The 17,985-nt window shown below is 67.1% G+C and carries 19 protein-coding genes; 16 read left to right on the forward strand and 3 right to left on the reverse strand.

The annotated features are described in order from the left end of the window. The first annotated feature begins 67 nt into the window (after positions 1-67). From ACYVN4_RS43435 to ACYVN4_RS43460, 6 genes are all read left to right on the forward strand, one after another. Positions 68-520 (forward strand): Lrp/AsnC family transcriptional regulator, encoded by a 453-nt coding sequence (locus tag ACYVN4_RS43435; RefSeq protein WP_120737141.1) that lies wholly within the window; start codon positions 68-70, stop codon positions 518-520. A 112-nt stretch (positions 521-632) separates the two neighbouring features. Beyond that, on the forward strand, positions 633-1,973 hold the full coding sequence (gene lat / locus ACYVN4_RS43440; protein WP_460729837.1) for an L-lysine 6-transaminase: 1,341 nt from the start codon (positions 633-635) through the stop codon (positions 1,971-1,973). Between the two features lie 175 nt (positions 1,974-2,148). Then, positions 2,149-3,339: a YVTN family beta-propeller repeat protein gene (locus ACYVN4_RS43445; protein WP_460729839.1), complete on the forward strand. Its 1,191-nt coding sequence runs from the start codon at positions 2,149-2,151 to the stop codon at positions 3,337-3,339. A gap of 222 nt (positions 3,340-3,561) precedes the next feature. Beyond that, complete coding sequence (locus tag ACYVN4_RS43450) at positions 3,562-5,199, forward strand: acyl-CoA carboxylase subunit beta (protein ID WP_379394913.1); 1,638 nt, start codon at positions 3,562-3,564, stop codon at positions 5,197-5,199. A 215-nt stretch (positions 5,200-5,414) separates the two neighbouring features. Next, a complete protein-coding gene (locus ACYVN4_RS43455; RefSeq protein ID WP_460730068.1) occupies positions 5,415-5,732 on the forward strand; it encodes an acyl-CoA carboxylase subunit epsilon in 318 nt (105 codons plus the stop codon). Between the two features lie 5 nt (positions 5,733-5,737). Further along, positions 5,738-6,379, forward strand: a complete 642-nt coding sequence (locus ACYVN4_RS43460) for a Maf family protein (protein WP_460729842.1) — start codon at positions 5,738-5,740, stop codon at positions 6,377-6,379. Here ACYVN4_RS43460 and ACYVN4_RS43465 read toward each other — a convergent pair. After that, the gene (locus ACYVN4_RS43465) at positions 6,305-7,153 is read right to left on the reverse strand and encodes a helix-turn-helix transcriptional regulator (RefSeq protein WP_460729844.1); all 849 of its coding nucleotides are present in this window, start codon (positions 7,151-7,153) and stop codon (positions 6,305-6,307) included. The two genes, ACYVN4_RS43460 and ACYVN4_RS43465, sit on opposite strands and share 75 nt — an antisense overlap. 165 nt (positions 7,154-7,318) lie before the next feature. On the opposite strand from ACYVN4_RS43465, the gene ACYVN4_RS43470 reads away from it, so the two are divergent. From ACYVN4_RS43470 to ACYVN4_RS43495, 6 genes are all read left to right on the forward strand, one after another. Next, positions 7,319-8,218 (forward strand): sulfurtransferase, encoded by a 900-nt coding sequence (locus ACYVN4_RS43470; protein ID WP_460729846.1) that lies wholly within the window; start codon positions 7,319-7,321, stop codon positions 8,216-8,218. 198 nt (positions 8,219-8,416) lie between these two features. Next, positions 8,417-10,210 carry an acetyl/propionyl/methylcrotonyl-CoA carboxylase subunit alpha gene (locus ACYVN4_RS43475; RefSeq protein WP_460729848.1) on the forward strand — a complete coding sequence of 598 codons (1,794 nt, stop codon included), beginning with the start codon at positions 8,417-8,419 and terminating at the stop codon, positions 10,208-10,210. A gap of 66 nt (positions 10,211-10,276) precedes the next feature. Next, the gene (locus ACYVN4_RS43480; RefSeq protein WP_460729850.1) at positions 10,277-10,711 is read left to right on the forward strand and encodes a DUF1707 SHOCT-like domain-containing protein; all 435 of its coding nucleotides are present in this window, start codon (positions 10,277-10,279) and stop codon (positions 10,709-10,711) included. Then, positions 10,711-11,055, forward strand: coding sequence for a hypothetical protein (locus ACYVN4_RS43485; protein WP_460729852.1), 345 nt, complete (start codon positions 10,711-10,713; stop codon positions 11,053-11,055). Before ACYVN4_RS43480 ends, ACYVN4_RS43485 begins: the two co-directional genes overlap by 1 nt. A 158-nt stretch (positions 11,056-11,213) precedes the next feature. Continuing rightward, positions 11,214-11,474 (forward strand): hypothetical protein, encoded by a 261-nt coding sequence (locus tag ACYVN4_RS43490; protein ID WP_460729854.1) that lies wholly within the window; start codon positions 11,214-11,216, stop codon positions 11,472-11,474. 96 nt (positions 11,475-11,570) lie between these two features. Continuing rightward, positions 11,571-12,365, forward strand: coding sequence for a biotin--[acetyl-CoA-carboxylase] ligase (locus tag ACYVN4_RS43495; RefSeq protein ID WP_460729856.1), 795 nt, complete (start codon positions 11,571-11,573; stop codon positions 12,363-12,365). 7 nt (positions 12,366-12,372) lie between these two features. Here the strand turns inward: ACYVN4_RS43495 and ACYVN4_RS43500 are convergent, their stop codons facing one another. Beyond that, positions 12,373-13,683, reverse strand: a complete 1,311-nt coding sequence (locus ACYVN4_RS43500) for a serine/threonine-protein kinase (protein WP_460729858.1) — start codon at positions 13,681-13,683, stop codon at positions 12,373-12,375. Positions 13,684-13,761: 78 nt separating this feature from the next. Beyond that, a complete protein-coding gene (locus ACYVN4_RS43505) occupies positions 13,762-14,715 on the reverse strand; it encodes an acyl-ACP desaturase (RefSeq protein WP_460729860.1) in 954 nt (317 codons plus the stop codon). A 179-nt stretch (positions 14,716-14,894) separates the two neighbouring features. On the opposite strand from ACYVN4_RS43505, the gene ACYVN4_RS43510 reads away from it, so the two are divergent. From ACYVN4_RS43510 to ACYVN4_RS43525, 4 genes are all read left to right on the forward strand, one after another. Continuing rightward, complete coding sequence (locus ACYVN4_RS43510) at positions 14,895-15,440, forward strand: PH domain-containing protein (protein WP_460729862.1); 546 nt, start codon at positions 14,895-14,897, stop codon at positions 15,438-15,440. Between the two features lie 9 nt (positions 15,441-15,449). Continuing rightward, complete coding sequence (locus tag ACYVN4_RS43515; RefSeq protein WP_328289599.1) at positions 15,450-16,127, forward strand: response regulator transcription factor; 678 nt, start codon at positions 15,450-15,452, stop codon at positions 16,125-16,127. An 86-nt stretch (positions 16,128-16,213) separates the two neighbouring features. After that, positions 16,214-17,524, forward strand: coding sequence for a sensor histidine kinase (locus ACYVN4_RS43520; RefSeq protein WP_460729865.1), 1,311 nt, complete (start codon positions 16,214-16,216; stop codon positions 17,522-17,524). Positions 17,525-17,619: 95 nt separating this feature from the next. Next, positions 17,620-17,970, forward strand: coding sequence for a hypothetical protein (locus tag ACYVN4_RS43525; RefSeq protein WP_460729867.1), 351 nt, complete (start codon positions 17,620-17,622; stop codon positions 17,968-17,970). Positions 17,971-17,985 lie beyond the last annotated feature (15 nt).

Below are 17,985 nucleotides of genomic sequence, written 5' to 3' on the forward strand. Positions count from 1 at the left end.
GTGACTCATTACATGCTCCAGGTTGGGTTCCGTCACCGAGTTCGGTTCGCTGCGTTAGCCTTCGCTGATGGCGGATACACCGGCGAAACCACAACTCGACGACATCGATCGACTGCTGATCCGTGAGCTGATTGCCGATGGTCGCGCCACCCTGTCCAATCTGGCGGAGAAGGCGAACCTTTCGGTGTCCGCCGTGCAATCGCGGGTGCGGCGGTTGGAGGCGCGCGGCGTGATCCGCGGCTACACGGCGAACGTCGATCCCGAAGCGTTGGGGCAGATGCTGTCGGCATTCGTCGCGATCACTCCTCTCGATCCGTCGCAGCCCGATGACGCGCCCGCACTGCTGCAGCACATTCCGGGCATCGAGGCTTGTCATTCGGTGGCCGGTGACGAGAGCTACATGCTGATGGTGCGGGTGGCCTCGCCCAGGCACCTGGAACAACTGCTGCAGGAGATCCGCGCGACGGCCAATGTCCGCACGCGGAGCACGATCATCCTGCAGACATTCTATGACAAGTAGTCTGCGAGCCGGGCCAAGTCGGCCGCAGACATTCGGGTGACGGCCCGGTTACGGGAGGAATACTTCCGGGATTTACGGGCCCAGCCGTAAATATTCATTTACGCTGGGTGGTGTGACCCTCGAACTCGATCGGCTCGGGGCGGCCGCCGAAACCACTCTCGTCACCCCCGCCCGGGTGCATGACATCCTGTCCGCGAGCATTCTCGCCGACGGCTTCGACCTGGTTCTGGACCTACGAAAATCGCGTGGACGACGCCTCGTCGACGCCCGCGACGGCACCGCGTACCTCGACATGTTCGGGTTCTTCGCCTCCTCCGCGCTCGGCATGAACCATCCCGCCCTGCTGGGCGACCGGCCCTTCCTGGCCAACCTCACCGCCGCGGCCCTCAACAAACCCAGTAACTCCGACGTCTACACCGTCGAAATGGCGCGCTTCGTCGACACTTTCGCGCGCGTGCTGGGCGACCCGCGGCTACCGCACCTGTTCTTCATCGACGGCGGCGGGCTCGCCGTCGAGAACGCCCTCAAGGCCGCCTTCGACTGGAAGTCGCGGCACAACGAGATGCACGGGCGCGCACCGGAACTCGGCACCAAGGTGCTGCATCTGACCGGAGCGTTCCACGGCCGCACCGGCTACACGCTCTCGCTCACCAATACCGATCCGGTCAAGACGGCCCGCTTCCCGAAGTTCGACTGGCCGCGCATCGACACCCCGTACGTCGGACCCGATCACCCCGATATCGAGGCCGCCGAGGCGCATGCCCTCGAGCAGGCCCGCCGTGCCTTCGCCGAAAACCCGCACGACATAGCGTGTTTCATTGCCGAACCGATTCAGGGCGAGGGCGGCGACCGGCACCTGCGGCCGGAATTCCTGCGCGCCGTGCAGCAGCTCTGCCATGACAACGACGCCCTGTTCATCCTCGACGAGGTGCAGACCGGTGTCGGCATGACCGGCAGCACGTGGGCCTATCGGCAGCTCGGTCTGGAACCCGACGTGGTCGCCTTCGGCAAGAAGACCCAGGTGTGCGGGATCATGGCGGGCGGCCGGGTGGACGAGGTGCCCGACAACGTCTTCCACGTCAGCTCGCGGCTGAACTCCACCTGGGGCGGCAATCTCGCCGATATGGTCCGAGCCCGGCGCATCTTCGAGGTGATGGAGCACGAGGGTCTGGTGGATCGCGCGCGGGAACTCGGCCCGCACCTGCTCGGTCGTTTGACTGAATTGTCCACTGCCCATGCGGAAGTCACCGACCCGCGCGGTCGCGGACTGATGTGCGCGATCACGCTGGCGACGGCGGAGCGGCGCAACGAGGTGGTGAACCGGCTGCGCGAGGAGGAGCACATCCTGATCCTCGGGACCGGGGAGCGTGGGATCCGTTTCCGGCCGCCGCTGACGGTAACCAGGGCGGAGCTGGATGAGGCCGTCGACGCCCTCGAGCGCGTATTGGGTTGAGCCGCAACCCGGACCGGATTGGTCCGGGTTGCCCAATATTTCCCAATAGTGGCTAATGACCGAAGCGCGTGGCGCGGTGAGACACTCCGTCAACGCGCCGTGAAACTCCATGTCGCCGCCTACTATTCGACATCATGTCAGCTCACCGCAATGCCGTCATGGCACGGTGCGCCCTGTGATCGCGCGCCGTGCACGTCTGGGTCTGATCCTCTCGATAGTGATGCTGGCCGGTTGCTCGAGTTCCGAAACCGGGCCCGCGCAGCGCTCCACCACACCCTCGGCCGAGCCCCCGGGCGCGGTCCCCGCGGCGGCGGTCGTGCCGAACCTGCTACCCGGCATGCCGCCCCCGCTCTCGGCCACCGACGTCTACGCCGCCACCCGTCAACTCAGTCCCGCCGTGGCGGGCCAGCCCACCCGCGTCTACGTCCCCAACAGCGAATCCGACACCATCACCGTCATCGACCCGGACAGCTTCCAGATCATCGACACCTACCCGGCCGGCGGCCGCGAACCCCAGCATGTCGTCCCGTCCTACGACCTGCAGATGCTCTACGCCAACAATGATCTCCCCATCGGCAGCGGCAGCCTGCTGCCCATCGATCCGCGCACCGGCCAACCGGGCGACCCGATTCCGGTGCGCGATCCGTACAACATGTACTTCACCCCGGACGGCAAATACGCCCTGGTGGTCGCCGAGGCCGACCGCTCGCTGGACTTCTACGACCCGCACAGCTGGGAGAAACTGCACGACATCGCCGTCCCCGACTGTCCCGGCGTCAACCACATGGACTTCACCGCCGACGGGCGCACCGCCCTGGTCAGCTGTGAGTTCAGCGGCCGCATGGCCGTGGTCGACATTGCGGGAATGTCGTTGCAGCGCATGATCGATCTGCCCGGCGGACGCGGCGGCATGCCGCAGGACGTGAAGCTCTCACCCGACGGCCGCACCTTCTTCGTGGCCGACATGATGGCCGACGGCGTCTACGTCTTCGACGCGAAAACCTTCGACAACACCGGCTTCCTGGAGACCGGCGGCGGCACCCACGGCCTGTACATCACCCGCGACTCCAAACAAATGCTCATCACCAATCGCGGTGAGGGCAGCATCTCGGTCTGGGACTTCGCGGCGGGTCAACTCGTCAGCAAGTGGCACATCCCCGGCGGCGGCAGTCCGGATATGGGAAATCTCTCCGCCGACGGCCGCGTCTTCTGGGTCTCGGGCCGCAATCACAGCGAGGTCTACGCCATCGACATCGTCGACTGGAAGCTGCTCGCCCGCATCCCCGTCGGTCGGGGCGCGCACGGTCTGACCATCTGGCCGCAGCCGGGTCGCTACTCGACCGGGCACACGGGAGTCATGCGCTGACCGGCGTTCTTTCCGGCGAAACCGGCGAGTGTGGACCTGCCCAAAAGCTTGCTTGGATGACTGGGGGATTCCACCATTGAACATCGTTCGGGTTACGCCGCGCGCGAACCCGAATCCCCCGGTCTACCTGCGGCTTTTTACTGGCGGGTAGTCAATAACTCTACTCATGAGTAGGCCCGGTTGGATTACGAAGGGCGTCTGGTACTGGTTACACTCCCCGTCATGACGAGTGTCCAGCAGCAGCCTTCGCCGGGTTCGGCAGGTGCCCCCGATATCCACACCACCGCCGGCAAGCTGGCTGACCTGCGCAATCGGCTGGAAGAGGCCAAGCACCCGATGGGTGAGGCCGCGGTCGACAAGGTGCACGCCAAGGGCAAGATGACCGCGCGCGAGCGCATCCTCGCCCTGCTGGACGAGGGTTCCTTCGTCGAGCTCGACGCCCTGGCGCGGCACCGCAGCGTGAATTTCGGCCTGGAGAACCAGCGTCCGCTCGGCGACGGCGTGGTCACCGGCTACGGCACCATCGACGGCCGCGACGTCTGCATCTTCTCCCAGGACGTCACCGTCTTCGGTGGCTCCCTCGGCGAGGTGTACGGCGAGAAGATCGTCAAGGTCATGGACCTGGCGCTCAAGACCGGTCGCCCGCTGGTCGGCATCAACGAGGGCGCCGGCGCGCGCATCCAGGAAGGCGTTGTCTCCCTGGGCCTTTACGGCGAGATCTTCCACCGCAACATCCAGGCCTCCGGCGTGATCCCGCAGATCTCGCTGATCATGGGCCCGGCCGCGGGTGGCCACGTCTACTCGCCCGCGCTGACCGACTTCGTGGTCATGGTCGACCAGACCTCGCAGATGTTCGTCACCGGCCCGGACGTCATCAAGACCGTCACCGGTGAAGAAGTCACCATGGAGGAGCTGGGCGGCGCCCACACCCACATGGTCAAGTCCGGTGTCGCGCACTACGTCGCCTCCGGCGAGCAGGACGCCCTCGACTACGTCCGCGATCTGCTGAGCTACCTGCCCAGCAACAACCGCGCCGAGGCCCCGCGTTTCCCGGCCACCGCCGCCGCGGGCGCCATCGAGGAGAACCTCACCGAGGCCGACCTCGAGCTGGACACCATCGTCCCGGACTCCCCGAACCAGCCCTACGACATGCACGAGGTCATCAAGCGCCTGGTGGACGACGAGGAGTTCCTCGAGGTCCAGGCCGAGCGCGCGATGAACGTGATCGTCGGCTTCGCCCGCATCGACGGTCGCAGTGTGGGTTTCGTGGCCAACCAGCCCTCGCAGTTCGCGGGCTGCCTGGACATCGACGCCTCGGAGAAGGCCGCGCGTTTCGTGCGCACCTGCGACGCCTTCAACGTCCCGATCATCACCCTGGTCGACGTGCCCGGCTTCCTGCCCGGTACCGGCCAGGAGTACAACGGCATCATCCGCCGCGGCGCCAAGCTGCTCTACGCCTACGGTGAGGCCACTGTGGGCAAGATCACAATCATCACCCGCAAGGCCTACGGCGGCGCGTACGACGTCATGGGTTCCAAGCACATGGGTGCCGATGTGAACCTGGCGTGGCCGACCGCGCAGATCGCGGTCATGGGTGCGTCCGGAGCGGTCGGTTTCGTCTACCGCAAGCAGCTGCAGACCGCCGCCGCCGAGGGCAACGACGTCGACGCCCTGCGCCTCGAGCTGCAGAACGAGTACGAGGACACCCTCGTCAACCCGTACGTGGCGGCCGAGCGCGGTTACGTCGACGCGGTCATCCCGCCGTCGCACACCCGCGGCCAGATCGTTTCGGCGTTGCGACTGCTGGAGCGCAAGATGGTCTCGCTGCCGCCCAAGAAGCACGGCAACATTCCGCTCTGAAGATGCGATATGCGCGGTATGGGGCGCACACTGGGCATCAGGACGATGACTCGTACCGCGCACGATCGCCTCATCCGAGCAATGATGTTTTGGAATGACCCTCCTTCACGAGGGTTGTATCGAATACCGTTTGCGGTCCACCGAAACACACTCGGGCCACAAGCGAGCCGCATACCCTGCGGCACACGGACAGGAGGACTGGCGCTGTGACGACCATGGCCGATGAAGAAGTACTGCGCGCCGCCGAACTGGATCTAGCCGGTGTCGATGAACTTGCGGGCGCTGTCGAAAAGGCCGTCGTTGAGATCGAGCCGTCGAGTGCCGAGCCGGTCATCCGGGTCCTGAAGGGCAACCCGACCGATCTCGAACTCGCCGCCCTGATCGCCGTGTTCGCTGCCGCGTCGGCGAACGGCAATGGCGCAGTGGCCGATAACGGCCCCGCTGACAACTGGGGTCGCCCGACCCTGTCGCACCGCGGCTCTTCGCCCTTCTCTCCCTACGCGTTCCCGGCGCTCTCGCACCTGCGCGACTGACGGCATTGACCGTCTTCGTACTGGCTTCGCAATCTCCCGCCCGGCTCGGCGTCCTGCGCAACGCAGGCGTCGAGCCGGTGGTGCGGGTGTCCCATGTGGACGAGGACGCGATCGCCGCGGCGCTGCCGCCGGGCACCCCGCCGGACCGGGTGGTCATCGAACTGGCGCGGGCCAAGGCACGCGAAATCGCCGGGCAACTGGCCGCCGATCCGGCCTTCGCCGATTCCGTTGTGGTGGGCTGCGATTCGATGCTGCTGGTGGACGGCGTGCTGCAGGGCAAGCCGCTGACTCCGGACGTGGCACGCGCCCGCTGGGCCGAGATGGCCGGGCGCAGCGCGGATCTGCTGACCGGGCACAGCGTGCTGCGGCTGCGGGACGGCGAGATCGTCGCCGAGGCCACCGACTGCAGTTCCACCACAGTGCATTTCGCCAAGCCCGAACCGGACGAACTCGACGCCTACATCGCGACGGGGGAGCCGCTGCAGGTGGCCGGTTCCTTCACCCTGGACGGACTCGGCGGCTGGTTCGTGGACCGCATCGACGGTGATCCGTCGAGCGTGATCGGGATCGGGCTACCGCTGGTTCGTCGACTGCTTGCCGAGGTGGGCGTCGGCGTTGCGGAGCTGTGGGTCGGGAACCGCGCGTAATTGCGGCTCGGTGCTCGCGCGGACCTGCGGTTCCGTCGTGGTGCGCAACTGGGGTGCGATGCGGCCGGTGGACGGCGCTAATCGGGGCTCGCCGGTATCGGCGGGCTGTTCCTCCTCGCGCGCGGAGTCGCCGGGACGGCCGTGCAGCAGTTCCAGGCGGGCCACGCACAGTTCGGGTTCCACGAACGGGTGCAGGCGCACATTCACGGCCTCGCGACCGCCGTTGCGGTCCAGCACCTCTCGCATGAGACCCAGGTGCACGCCGCACACCACCTCGGAGTGGGTGCGGGCCAGTTCGCGCAGCGGGCAGGCGGTCATGCGGATCAGGGCCGACTCTTCGGTCTCGCTGGCGTGGTCGCGTTCGGGGGCGAAGCCGAGTTCCGACATCAGGGTGACGGTGAGATCCTTGGCGTCCTCGAGCGATTCGATGGGCTGGTCCACCGCCTCGAGTTTCGAACCCCAGGTGCGCCCGGCCGAGATGGCGGCATCCGAACGGCGGCGTGGATCGCTGCCCAGCTGGTCGGCGAGGACCTGCGCGAGTTCCTGATAACCGACCGATCGCTGCACGGCGGTATAGCCGATGCGGGGACGGCCGCGACCGCGTGGCGGCTGCTGGAATTGGCGGACCAGCGATTCCCGGGTGAGCACATCTAAATGGAAACGAACCGTGGTCACATGTTGTCCGGTGACGCGCGCCAGTTCCTGGGCATCGAGAGGCTCGCTGGCGCCACGTAGGATCGCAAGCAGTCGCCGTCGCGGCCAAGAATCGGACATAGCTCACCCCTCCTCTCGAGAGACTTTATCGGATGAAGCTGCGCTTAATTCGCCCAATCATCCGATTCGTGATCTGAAACGAGTTTCGCAACCACACCATGCCTACGATCGGTGTTGAGATTCGAACCGCCAATACCTAACCCACCACGCGTGAAGGACCACAACGTGCCCGTCGCTCCGGATCCGCATCAATCCTTCGGCTCCTACGCACATCCTCACCGACTAGTAACCACAGAGTGGCTGTCGGCAAACATCGGCACGCCGGGACTCAAGATCATCGAGTCCAACGAAGACATATTGCTATACGACATCGGGCATGTCCCGGGTGCCATCAAGATCGACTGGCGTTCGGAACTGATCGATTCTCGTACCCGCGATGTCGTCGACGGCGCGGCCTTCGCCAACCTTATGCGGATCAAGGGCATCGAGCGCGACGACACCGTCGTCATCTACGGCGACAAGTCCAACGGCACCGCGGCCGCCACCCTGTGGGTGTTCTCCCTCTTCGGACATGAGGACGTGCGCCTGCTGGACGGCGGCCGCGACGCCTGGATCTCCGAGGCTCGCGACACCACCTTCGAGGTGCCCTCGGCCGGGCTCGGCGACTACCCGGTGCTCGATCGCGACGACAAGACCTCCCGGGCCTTCCGGCAGGACGTGGTCACCCACCTGGGCGGCGCGCTGATCGACTCGCGCGTATTCGACGAGTACACGGGTGAATTGGTGGTGCTGGACCGTCCCGAGGAGCAGGCGCTGCGCGCGGGTCACATTCCCACCGCGGTCAATATCCCGTGGACCTCCGCGGTCGGGGCCGATGCCCGCTTCCGTCCGCGCGCCGAGCTCGACGTCATCTACGGGGGTGTCGTGGACGCGCTCGCGCCGCTGGTCTACTCCCGCATCGGGGAGCGCTCGGCGCTGACCTGGTTCGTGCTGACGTACCTGCTGGGTGTGCACGGCGTCCGCAATTACGACGGTTCCTGGACCGAATGGGCCAACGCCGTCGGCGCGCCTATTGTGATCGGGCAAGAACCCGGCACCGTTCCGGTGAACATGGCAAGCTCGTAACGCTCGAGCCCCCTCCCAGTGATTCATCGGGGGAGGGTTCGAATCGAATCTGGTAGAACAGGTTCTAGAAAAGTGGGTTCGGGAGTCGCATTGCTCACTCTTCGGGCCTACTCTCCAGTAGCCCTATCCCCTTGTGGTGATTGTTGGCACGATGCCTACAATCCCGACTGACGAAAGTTCCAGAGCACAGGAGGCTCAGTGCCCAACCATGCCAACGCGCAGATCACGAAGGTCCTCGTAGCCAATCGAGGCGAGATCGCCGTGCGCGTGATCCGGGCTGCCAAGGACGCGGGCATCGCCAGCGTCGCCGTGTACGCGGAGCCCGACGCGGACGCGCCGTTCGTGAAGCTCGCCGATGAGGCGTTCGCGCTGGGTGGTCAGACCTCGGCCGAGTCGTACCTGGTGTTCGACAAGATCCTCGAGGCCGCCGCCAAGGCCGGCGCCGACGCGATCCACCCGGGTTACGGCTTCCTCTCGGAGAACGCCGATTTCGCGCAGGCCGTGATCGACGCGAACCTGATCTGGATCGGGCCGTCGCCGCAGTCGATCCGCGATCTGGGTGACAAGGTCACCGCGCGGCACATCGCGCAGCGTGCGGACGCGCCGATGGCCGCGGGCACCAAGGATCCGGTCAAGAACGCCGACGAGGTCGTCGCGTTCGCCAAGGAGTACGGCGTCCCGGTGGCCATCAAGGCCGCCTTCGGTGGTGGCGGTCGCGGCATGAAGGTCGCGCACACCATCGAGGAGATCCCGGAGCTGTTCGAGTCCGCCACCCGTGAGGCCATCGCCGCCTTCGGTCGCGGTGAGTGCTTCGTGGAGCAGTACCTGGACAAGGCCCGCCACGTCGAGGCCCAGGTCATCGCCGACAAGCACGGCAATGTCGTGGTCGCCGGTACCCGTGACTGCTCGCTGCAGCGTCGCTTCCAGAAGCTGGTCGAAGAGGCTCCCGCGCCGTTCCTGTCGGACGCGGTGCGCGGCAAGATCCACGAGTCCGCCAAGCGCATCTGCCGCGAGGCCGGTTACTACGGTGCGGGCACCGTGGAGTACCTGGTGCAGGGTGAGACCGTCTCGTTCCTCGAAGTGAACACCCGCCTGCAGGTCGAGCACCCGGTCACCGAGGAGACCGCGGGAATCGACCTGGTGCGCCAGCAGTTCCGCATTGCCGAGGGCCACGAGCTGTCGGTGAAGGAAGACCCGACCCCGCGCGGGCACTCCTTCGAGTTCCGCATCAACGGTGAGGACGCCGGTCGTGGCTTCCTGCCCGCCCCCGGCCCGGTCGTCGTCTACAAGGAGCCCACGGGCCCCGGCGTGCGCGTGGATTCCGGTGTGGTCGAGGGCAGCGTCATCGGCGGCCAGTTCGACTCCATGCTGGCCAAGCTGATCGTCACCGGCGAGAACCGCGAGCAGGCGCTGCAGCGTGCCGCCCGCGCGCTGGCCGAGTACCAGATCGAGGGCCTGGCCACCGTTCTTCCGTTCCACCGCCACATCGTCGAGAACCCCGCGTTCATCGGTGACGGCACCAAGTTCGACGTCTACACCAAGTGGATCGAGAACGACTGGGACAACACCATCGAGCCCTACGCCGGTGCCGTCCCGATCGAGGACGAGGACGAGGCTCCCCGTCAGAAGGTGGTCGTCGAGGTCGGCGGTCGTCGTCTGGAAGTGTCGCTGCCGGGCCAGTTCTCGGTCGGTGCGGGCGCCGCGCCTGCGAGCAACGGTGTCGTGCGCAAGAAGCCGAAGCCGCGCAAGCGTGGTGGCGCGGGCGCCGGTGCCGCCTCCGGTGACGCCGTGACCGCCCCGATGCAGGGCACCGTCGTGAAGGTGGCCGTCGAAGAGGGGCAGACCGTCGAGGCGGGCGACCTGGTCGTGGTGCTCGAGGCCATGAAGATGGAGAACCCGGTCACCGCCCACAAGGCCGGTGTCATCACGGGTCTCTCGGTGGAGGCGGGCGCCGCCATCACCCAGGGCACCGTCCTGGCCGAGATCAAGTAAGACAAAGCAATTCGCGAATGGCCGCTCACCTGCGAGGTGGGCGGCCATTCGCGCTAATGTCGTGGCATGGCTGAACCTCCCGAGATTCGTATCGGTACCGCCGAGCGTGAAGATGCGATGAAGCGGCTATCGGATCACTTCGCCGCGGGGCGGCTGAGCGTGGCCGAGTTCGATGACCGCAGCGGGAAGATCGCGGCCGCGATGACCCGCGGGGATCTGGAGCCGGTGTTCAGCGATCTGCCGGACCCGGTGGCGGACAAGCCCGTTCCCGCGCGGCGCGCCTCGGGTTTCGGTTCGCAGTGGCCGGAGCGGGTGATGCCGGTGGTCAGCATTCTGTGCGTGATCATCGCGATCGTCAGCCATCAGTGGTGGGTGTTCCTGTTGATTCCGTTGGCCGGTGCGGCGCTGTTCGGCAGCCGCGACAATGCGCGTCGGCGGGGCCGGGGCGAGCGACGGGACAGCAAGCGGCAGCGCCGCCTGGATAGAGGATCGGAGGACTGATGGAACCCATCGAGATCAATGCGGGCAGTTGGTATCTGCGCGCACTGCGCGCTGACGAGCGCATCGACGACCGTCCGGCCCTCGCCGACGGTGGCATCACCGATCCCGGCTATGTGGCCCGGCGCAGCGCCGAATGGGCGCAGGAGAGCCACTTCTCGTGGGCGGTGTGCGTGCCCACCACCGCGGAGATGGTCGCCGAGATCGGCGTCCGGCCCAATGCCGACGGCACCGCGACCGTCACCGGCTGGGCACGCGACGGCTACGCCGAGGCCCTCGACGACGGCCTGGTGACCGTCCGCCGCTTCACCGCCGGGGCCCTGGGCTTGGAGCCTGTCGACGCCTGATCCGGTCCTCCGCCGTCCGGTCCGGATACTGATCTGCCCCCTAAAAACCGCCTGTACCAGCCGAAATGCTGGCCTGCGCCGGAAAACCAGTCGTGCCCGCCACCCCTTCTGAGGGACCCTGAAGTCGCATCAGAAATCGACGACCAGGGGAGGCCGTCATGTTCAGCTGGAGTAGACACGTATCCGATCGGGCGACAGCGGCGTCGTTCACCAACTGGCGTTTCCGCGACCCGGAGCCGACGGTGACCGACCCCGATTTCCACGAGACCGGGGACGACGAGTCCGGCGTCGACGGCGGGCGCACCCCGCGCGACGGCGGCCGCAGCGCCGAACTCGACGGTGCGATGGCGGGCATTGCCGCCTCCGCGTATTCGCGAATGCCTCTCGCGGGCATGGCTCTCGCCGGCGCGGGCTGCTGAACGGCGGGCCGCGTTGGGGGACGCGGCACGCGCACCGGGGCGGGTCCTATGGGACCCGCCCCTTTCGCGTGGTCGGCGAGTAGTAGCGTGCTGGGGATGGAGAGGTCGCCGCTGGATGCTGACTTGCTGGCCCGCAGTACCGATGGGGAGCTGGGGTTCTTCTCGGCCGTCGAGGTGGTGGAGTCGACCGGGTCCACGAATGCGGATCTGGTTGCCCGGGCCGCGGATTCGAGGGCCGATCGGCTGGTGCTGATCGCGGAGTCGCAGGAGAGTGGTCGCGGGCGGCACGACCGGCGCTGGGTCGGTCCGCCGCGGGCACAGATCGCGATGTCGCTGCTGGTGCGGGTGCGCGGGATCGACCCGGCGGTGCTGGGCTGGCTGCCGCTGCTGACCGGTGTCGCGGTGGTGGACGCGGTGCGGGCCGCCACGGGGGTGAAGGCAATCCTGAAGTGGCCCAATGACGTTCTGGTGGACGGGCGCAAGCTGGCGGGCATCCTCGCCGAGATCGCCGCTGTCGGAAAGGATCCGGCGGTGGTGGTGGGCGTCGGCCTGAACGTGAGCCTGACCGAGGCGGAACTGCCGGTGCCGCATGCCACTTCGCTGGTGCTGTCGGGTGTGGAAGCCCCGGATCGCACCGCCGTGGTGACCGCGATGCTGCGTGAGTTCGCCCGGCGGTTCATCGCCTGGGAGGCCGTGAACTGGGACATCACCGAGCTGTCGGCCGCCTACCGGGAGCGCTGTTCCACCATCGGCAGTGAGGTCCGCGCGGAACTGCCCGGCGGCGAGGTGATCACGGGCGTCGCCACCGGCGTCGACGAGAACGGCCGCCTGCTCATCGGCGACCGTGCCGTCTCCGCGGGCGACGTCACGCATCTGCGCGCCGAGTACTGACGACCGGTCAGTTGTCGCCCCGGGGCCGCCCCGGACGCTCGCCGTGGCGTTCGTTGTTCGGCCCACCGGGGTTCTTGGGGTTTTTGGGATGCTTGCCCGGACCCGGCTGGGGCGGTCCCACCGGCTCGGCCGGTTCCGTCCACGATGGTGGGTCGGGTGTGGCGGGCGCGTCGACGGTGCTGGGCTCGGGTGCGGGCGTCGCCGGGATGGTCGGTGGAATCGATTCCGGGACAGTGATATTCGCGCTGGGAGCGACCGGGCTGTCCGCGTGTCCGGGGGAGGGTTCGGCGGCGTACCCGGTGAGCCAGGCCGCCAGCAGCGCGACCACGATGGCCGCGCCCGCGAGACTCGCCGTGGTGATGACACCTCGGCGCGTCCACGGCTTCCCTACGACCGGTTCGTCCGGATCGCCGGGCCTGGGCAGCCTGACGGTGTTCGCGTCCGGCGCGGTGACGGTCGGTCGGTAACCGTTCGGCGCGGGGATGACAACGGTGGCGTCGGTGTCGCGGATCGTGAGGGCCGCACGGGCATCCGCCGCGAATTCGCCTGCGCTGGAATGGCGTTCGGCCGGATCCTTGGCCAGTCCGCGGGCGATGACCCGGTCCAGAGCCGCGGGGACGGTCGCGACCAGGCTGGACGCGGCCGGGGGTGTGCGTTCCAGGTGGGCGCGCATGAGCTGGGCCGGATTGCGCATGGCGAACGGCCTTTGCCCGGTGAGGCATTCGAACAGCACGCAGGCCAGCGCGTAGATGTCGGAGCGCGGCGTCGCGGTGCCCTCGAAGCGTTCGGGAGCCATGTAGGCGGGCGTGCCGACGAGCATCCCGGCCTGGGTGATGGCGCTCTGGCCGTCCTGCTGGGCGGTGCCGAAGTCGATCAGGTAGGCGACGTCGTCGGGGGCGACGATGATGTTCTGCGGCTTGACGTCCCGGTGGATGAGCCCGGCGGTGTGCGCCTCGTCGAGCGCACCGGCGATCTGGGTGATGAGGTCGACGGCCGCGGCGGGGGCCATCGGGCCCTCCCATTCGAGCATGGCCTCGACATCGAGGCCGTCGACGAACTCCGAATCGATGAACAGCCGTCCCTCGAGTTCACCGTGGGCGTGGACCGCCATGATGTGCGGCCCGTGCAGCAGGGCGGCGGCCCGGGCCTCCCGTTCGAAGCGCCGCCGGTATTCGGGGTCGGTGGTGAGCACGGGCGCGAGCACCTTGAGCGCGACGGTCCGGTCGGCCACGGTGTCGTGCGCCCGCCACACCTCCGACGAGCCGCCGCTGCCGAGCAGTTCGTCGAGGCGGTAACGGCCCAGATAGCCATCCCCCAACGGATTTCCTCTCGTCGCTCTGGGGGACCACGATAGCGAACCGATTTTGTTTCAGACGCACACAACTCGCCTGGTATTTCAGACCGTTTGCAATTCGCGCCGGGCGGCTTCGCGGGCGAGCATGCGGTCGCGCTGTTCTTCGAACTTGGCGACGTCCTCGGCGAGCTGGTCCATGTACCGGGACAATTCCTCGCGTGCTTTCTCGCCGCGCGGCCCGAAATCGTTGCGCTCGAAGATATTCCAATTCTTGAGCACCGGCGCGACCACTTCCTCCAGGTGCTGGCGCAGGTCGTAGATGCCGTGCTTGGCCATCATGACGCCGTTGCGCCGGAAGTTGGGCATGCCGTGGCCGGGCATCACGAAGTGGGTGAGCACCTTGGTGATGGCCTCGATGGCCTGGTCGGGGGCCAGGTCCAAACCGGCGCTGCACAGGGTGCGGTAGAAGATCATGTGCAGGTTCTCGTCGGCGGCGATGCGCTGCAGCATGCGGTCGGCGATGGGGTCATCGCAGACCCGGCCGGTATTGCGGTGCGAGACGCGGGTGGCCAATTCTTGGAACGTCACATAGGCGACATTCTCCAGAAAGCCGCCCCAATCGGCCGGGGACTGCACGCCATTGGTCATATGGATCATGCGCGCCTGTTCCAGCGCCACCGGATCCACGCCCCGGGTCACCACGAGGTAATCGCGAATCACGATGCCGTGCCGATTCTCCTCGGCCGTCCACCGCCCCACCCAGGTGCCCCACGCGCCGTCCTGGGAGAAGTTCTCCGCGATCTCCCGGTGATAGGAGGGCAGATTGTCCTCGGTGAGCAGATTGGTGACCATGGCGATCTTCGCGACCTCGGTCAGCTTCGACTGCGAGGGGTCCCAGTCCTCGCCGCCCATAGCCGCGAAATTCCGGCCCTGGTCCCACGGCACGTAATCGTGCGGGTGCCATTCCTTGGCCATGGACAAGTGCCGGTTCAGGTTGGCCTCGGCCACCGGTTCGAGCTCGCGGAGAATCTGGTACTGCGTCAACTCTCGGGTCACACACGCCTCCTGTGTCATGCACACGGGTAGAGCCTGAATGGTCCTGCGTCTTGGCTTGGTACAACTCGAAATAGGTCGACTCGCGACCGCCGATACGCGATCGGCAACCGCACGATTGTGCCCCCTGCCGCAGTCGCGTGTGAGGCGTTCCGACACATACGCGCGATAGGGTTTGGGGCATGGGATACCCGGAAGAAGCACTGGCGCCTGATGAGGTGTTGTTGCTGCACCGTCATCCGCATTGGAAGATGTTGTTCTGGCCCGCTGTGACTTTCATCCTGATCACCGCATTGGCCGGATTCGGTGCGGGCGTCAGCGCACGCAATACCGAGGGCACCCTCCAGACCGGTTTGCTGCTCGGCATTCTGGCGCTGTGGCTGGGGATCGTGCTGTGGCGCAGTGCCGCTCCGCTGATCCGCTGGAAGTCGACGCATTTCATCGTGACCGACCGCCGGGTACTGATCCGGCACGGTGTGCTCACCCATACCGGTATCGACATTCCGATGAACCGGATCTCGAATGTGCAGTTCCGCTATGGCATTTTCGACCGCATGCTGGGTACCGGGACGCTGATCATCGGCTCGTCGTCGGAGGATCCGCTGGAGTACGACGACATCCCGCATGTGCAGGCGGTGCACGCTTTGCTGTACCACCAGGTCTTCGATGTGGTGCAGAACAATCCGAACGGCGGCGGCTTCTACGGTTCCGCCGGTGCCTACCCGTAGTCTTGTTCCGTGACCGCAGTACTGCTGGCCGAAGACGACGAGGCTATTGCCGCGCCGTTGTCGCGCGCCCTGGGCCGTGAGGGCTATTCGGTGACCGTGGAGAGCTACGGCCCCGCCGTGCTGGAGCGGGCCTTGGAGGGTGGTCACGATCTACTCATCCTCGATCTCGGGCTACCCGGCATGGACGGCCTGGAGGTGTGCCGTCAGGTGCGGGCCCGCGGCGCGGATCTGGCCGTGCTCATGCTGACCGCGCGCACCGACGAGGTGGACTTCGTGGTGGGTCTGGACGCGGGCGCCGACGACTATGTGGGCAAGCCCTTCCGGCTCGCCGAACTGCTGGCCCGCGTGCGGGCGCTGTTGCGCCGCAGCGGAATCGGCGACGAGGCCGTCGAGGTGGGCGGCATCCGGCTGGAGCCGGCGGCGCGCCGGGTGCTGGTCAACGGTGTCGAGGTCAACCTGGCCAACAAGGAGTACGAACTGCTGAAGGTGCTCATCGACCGGGCCGGGCAGGTGGTCTCGCGCGAGACCATCCTGCGGGAGGTGTGGGGCGATGCCGACCTGCGCGGCTCCAAGACGCTGGATATGCACATGTCGTGGCTGCGCCGGAAAATCGGCGACGAGGGTCCGGTGGCGGAGCGCCGCATCGTGACGGTCCGCGGCGTAGGCTTCCGCCTCAATACCGACTAGCTCAGCGCTTGAACCGATCTGTTGTGCTTTTCCGTGCGCGTCAAACCCCCGACCCCGAAGGCTCGGCGAAGCGAGGCATCTCGACGATGAGACGCAGGATCCTGCTGTCCATGGTGGCCGCCTTGACCCTCACCACCTTGATTCTCGGTGTGCCGCTGGCCTTCACGGCCTGGCAGTGGGTTGAGGACATCAACCGCAACGAACTGCGCAACCGGCTCAACGGCATCTCCGAGGAGGTGACGCGGCAGGAGAAGGACGGCGTGGTGCACGGCGACCTGGACACCAAGGCGGTGCGCCTGCTGATCCCGGTCAACGGCAAGCTGACCATCATCTATCCGACGCCGACGGAGCAGAACAAGCGCATCGACATGGGTATGGAGAGCGTCGCCGATCCGCTCTCGGAGTCGTTGTCGATGGGCACCGACGGTTCGCTGCGACTGGAAGTGCCCTCCGCGCCAATGCATTCCATGCAGCGGCAGGCGCTGGGCGCGGTGCTGGGCCTGGTGCTCATCTCGCTGGGCGCGGGCATCGCGGTGGCGGTGGTGACCGCGCGCCGGGTGGCCGACCCGCTGCGGGATGTGGCCGCGCGCGCGGCCCGGCTGGCCATGGGTGACTTCCGGGCCGATCCGCGCCGCCACGGCATTACCGAATTGGACCGCGTCTCCGACGTTTTGGATTCGGCCACGGTGGAAATCGCCGGTCGCCTGCAGCGTGAGCACGCACTGGTCGCGGACGTCTCCCACCAGCTGCGCAGTCGTCTCACGGCGGTCCGTCTGCGCCTCGACGAGTTGTCCACGCACTCCGATCCGGAGGTGGTGCACGAGGCGGAAGAGGCCATGGCACAGGTGGATCGGCTCACCGATGCCATCGACGAACTGGTCCGCGCGTCCCGCGACGAGGGCGCGGCCGAACGCGACCCGGTCCCGGTGGTCGCCGAATTGCGCAGTGTCGTCGCGGAATGGCGGCATCCCTTCGCCGAGGCGGGCCGCAAACTGGTGCTGCTCGGCGACCCGACACTCAAAGCGCCCGTGACGGGTTCGCGCCTGCGCGAGGCCCTGGCGGTGCTGGTCGACAATGCGCTCATGCACGGCGGCGGCACCTGCACGGTGTCGGTGCGCACGGTCGCGGGGCGGATGGACGACCGTGAACCGCTGGTCGTGGTGGAAGTCGCCGACGAAGGCGACGGCGTGCGAGATGAGTTGGCACCACACATCTTCGACCGCGGCTTCTCGGCGGCGGGCTCCACCGGCGTCGGCCTGGCCTTGGCCCGCGCCCTCATCGAGGCCGACGGCGGCCGTCTGGAATTGCAGCGCCGCCGCCCTGCCCTGTTCGCTGTCTTCCTCGGTTCCTCGGGCGTCGCGTCCCGCCCGATCGCGGTCGGCACCGAGCCGCGCTGATCTTCTATCGATTCTCTAACCGTTCGTTAGAACCCGCTGAGAACTCGCTTTCTACCTTCGGGTCTCGTCAACCGGAACCGAAAATAGGAGATCTAATGCCGAAGTTCACTGTCCGCCGCGTCGTCGCCGCGGGCTTCGTCGGGTCGGCCGCGCTGGGCGTGCTGGCCATCCCGGCGGTCGCGAATGCCGCCGCCCCCGATTCGATTGCATCCCTGGCGGATACCGGTAGCTCCGGCCCGGCGGTCGCCCAGGACCCGGGCGTGCTGGTGACCCGTGACGACCAGGGGAACGTGACCGTGGTGCCCGCACAGCCCGGCCTGCCCGGCAACGCGATCCCCGCGACCCCGTTGCAGCCCGCCCAGCCCGGCCAGCACGTCATCATTCAGGACGATCGCGGCGGCTACGGGGACCCGTCTCACACGATCATCCTGGACCCGTCTCGCTGAGCGTCGTCCTCAGGT

It is taken from the genome of Nocardia heshunensis (assembly GCF_054782115.1).

Coding starts and splice junctions, on each gene's coding strand:
- ACYVN4_RS43480 (WP_460729850.1), top strand. CDS start 10,277: ATGGCTGAACCTCCCGAGATTCGTATCGGTACCGCCGAGCGTGAAGAT.
- ACYVN4_RS43490 (WP_460729854.1), top strand. CDS start 11,214: ATGTTCAGCTGGAGTAGACACGTATCCGATCGGGCGACAGCGGCGTCG.
- ACYVN4_RS43450 (WP_379394913.1), top strand. CDS start 3,562: ATGACGAGTGTCCAGCAGCAGCCTTCGCCGGGTTCGGCAGGTGCCCCC.
- ACYVN4_RS43465 (WP_460729844.1), bottom strand. CDS start 7,153: ATGTCCGATTCTTGGCCGCGACGGCGACTGCTTGCGATCCTACGTGGC.
- ACYVN4_RS43495 (WP_460729856.1), top strand. CDS start 11,571: ATGGAGAGGTCGCCGCTGGATGCTGACTTGCTGGCCCGCAGTACCGAT.
- ACYVN4_RS43525 (WP_460729867.1), top strand. CDS start 17,620: ATGCCGAAGTTCACTGTCCGCCGCGTCGTCGCCGCGGGCTTCGTCGGG.
- ACYVN4_RS43520 (WP_460729865.1), top strand. CDS start 16,214: ATGAGACGCAGGATCCTGCTGTCCATGGTGGCCGCCTTGACCCTCACC.
- ACYVN4_RS43455 (WP_460730068.1), top strand. CDS start 5,415: ATGGCCGATGAAGAAGTACTGCGCGCCGCCGAACTGGATCTAGCCGGT.
- ACYVN4_RS43485 (WP_460729852.1), top strand. CDS start 10,711: ATGGAACCCATCGAGATCAATGCGGGCAGTTGGTATCTGCGCGCACTG.
- ACYVN4_RS43435 (WP_120737141.1), top strand. CDS start 68: ATGGCGGATACACCGGCGAAACCACAACTCGACGACATCGATCGACTG.
- ACYVN4_RS43510 (WP_460729862.1), top strand. CDS start 14,895: ATGGGATACCCGGAAGAAGCACTGGCGCCTGATGAGGTGTTGTTGCTG.